At 68.5% G+C, this 2,216-nt stretch carries 1 protein-coding gene; it reads right to left on the reverse strand.

What is annotated here, in order from left to right:
* Positions 1–45: 45 nt before the first annotated feature.
* On the reverse strand, positions 46–1,830 hold the full coding sequence (gcl, locus tag STRTUCAR8_RS22220) for a glyoxylate carboligase (protein WP_006378161.1): 1,785 nt from the start codon (positions 1,828–1,830) through the stop codon (positions 46–48).
* Positions 1,831–2,216 lie beyond the last annotated feature (386 nt).

Raw genomic sequence — 2,216 nt, forward strand, 5'->3', positions numbered from 1 at the left:
CTTCTCCATGTCCCAGCCGTCCCGGCGTCCTTGTCGTCCTCGGCGTCAGACCCTCAGCGTCCTGATGGACGTCGGCGCATGGCCCGGCTCGGTCGCGATGTCCTCGAACTCCACCACGTTTCCTATGTCGTTGGTCGTCGACATGGAGATGTTCGTGACGCGCTCCAGGATCGCCTCGACGACCACCGGCACCCGGTGCTCCGCCGCGAGCTTCTTCGCCTGCTCGAAGGCGGTGGCCAGTTCGGCCGGGTCCGTCACCCGGATCGCCTTGCAGCCGAGGCCCTCGGCGACCTTGACGTGGTCGACGCCGTAGGCGCCCAGTTCCGGCGAGTTGAGGTTCTCGAACTCCAGGTTGACCTGGAAGTCGATGTCGAAGGCCCGCTGCGCCTGCCGGATCAGGCCCAGGTAGGAGTTGTTCACCAGGACATGGACGTACGGGATGCGGTGCTGGGCGCCGACCGCCAGCTCCTCGATCATGAACTGGAAGTCGTAGTCGCCGGAGAGGGCCACCACGGACGCCTCAGGGTCGGCGACGGCGACACCCAGCGCGGCCGGGATGGTCCAGCCGAGGGGGCCCGCCTGGCCGCAGTTGATCCAGTGCCGGGGCCGGTAGACGTGCAGCAGCTGGGCGCCGGCGATCTGGGAGAGGCCGATCGTGGTCACGTACCGCGTCTCGGGGCCGAAGACCTTGTTCATCTCCTCGTACACGCGCTGCGGCTTGATCGGGATGTCGTCGAAGTGCGTACGCCGCTGCAGGCGCGCCCTGCGTTCCTGGGTCGCCGCCGCCCACTCGGAGCGGTCGGGGAGGCCACCCGCGTCCTTCAACTCCCTTGCCACGGTGACGAAAAGCTCCAGTGCGGCCTTCGCGTCGGAGGCGATGCCGTAGTCGGGGGCGAAGATGCGGCCGATCTGCGTGGGTTCGATGTCGACGTGGACGAAGGTGCGGCCGGCCGTGTAGACGTCGAGCCGGCCGGTGTGGCGGTTGGCCCAGCGGTTGCCGATGCCGAGGACGAAGTCGGACTCGAGGAAGGTGGCGTTGCCGTAGCGGTGCGAGGTCTGGAGGCCGACCATGCCGGCGTTCAGGTCGTGGTCGTCCGGCAGTGCGCCCCAGCCCATGAGGGTGGGGACGACCGGGACGCCCGTCAACTCGGCGAACTCGACGAGGAGTTCGGCGGCGTCGGCGTTGATGATGCCGCCCCCGGCCACGATCAGCGGCCGGCGTGACGCGTTCAGCAGCGTGAGCGCCTTCTCGATCTGTGCGCGGGTCGCGGCCGGCTTGTGCACGGGCAGCGGTGCGTAGGTCTCCGGGTCGAACTCGATCTCCGTCTGCTGGACGTCGACAGGCAGGTCGACGAGGACCGGCCCTGGGCGGCCCGAGCGCATCAGGTGGAAGGCCTGCTGGAGGACGCCGGGGACCTGGCCGGCCTCCAGCACGGTGGTGGCCATCTTCGTGACCGGCCGGGCGATGGAGGCGATGTCGACGGCCTGGAAGTCCTCCTTGTGGATCACGGCGGTGGGTGCCTGCCCGGTGATGCAGAGGATCGGGATCGAGTCGCCCGTCGCGGAGTACAGCCCCGTGATCATGTCGGTGCCGGCGGGGCCCGAAGTGCCCACGCACACACCGATGTTGCCGGGATGGGTGCGGGTGTAGCCCTCGGCCATGTGCGAGGCGCCCTCGACATGCCGGGCGAGGGTGTGGCTGATCCCGCCGGCGGCGCTGAGGGCCGCGTAGAAGGGGTTGATCGCCGCGCCGGGGACACCGAACGCGTGCGTGACGCCCTCCCGCTTGAGGATCTCGACTGCCGCGCGGGCAGCGGTCATACGAGCCATTGAGCAACTCCTCGGATTCGTGCTCCCGTCGCGCCCCGCGGAGAGAGAAAGCTTCCGTGACCCTGGTAATTATTCCGCATTGTGGAATCTGTTTTCTGCTATCTGGAAACAATGTAAGTGGGCGCGCGAAGGCCGTCAAGAGACGGACAAGCGGGGGTCAGGTGGAGCACGATGGGGCTCTGACCCCGACGTCACGTAGTGGAGTTGGCCATGGCCGAGAGCATGCCGGTGCGGTGTCCGGCCTGCCTGCGCGAGCATCTGTACGCGGCGCCGTCGTATCCGTGCGCGTGCGGTGCGCCGGTCACACCGTCGCTCGACGCGCGGGCGACGGCGACTGCCGTCACCCACCGCGTCTGGGACGAGCAGTGGATCACCGTGGGCTGTAC

Origin of the sequence: Streptomyces turgidiscabies Car8, from assembly GCF_000331005.1 — a bacterium.
GTDB lineage: Bacteria > Actinomycetota > Actinomycetes > Streptomycetales > Streptomycetaceae > Streptomyces > Streptomyces turgidiscabies.

Bases quoted from the DNA above. Each gene is read 5' to 3' on its own strand.
- gcl (WP_006378161.1), bottom strand. From the start codon at position 1,830: ATGGCTCGTATGACCGCTGCCCGCGCGGCAGTCGAGATCCTCAAGCGG.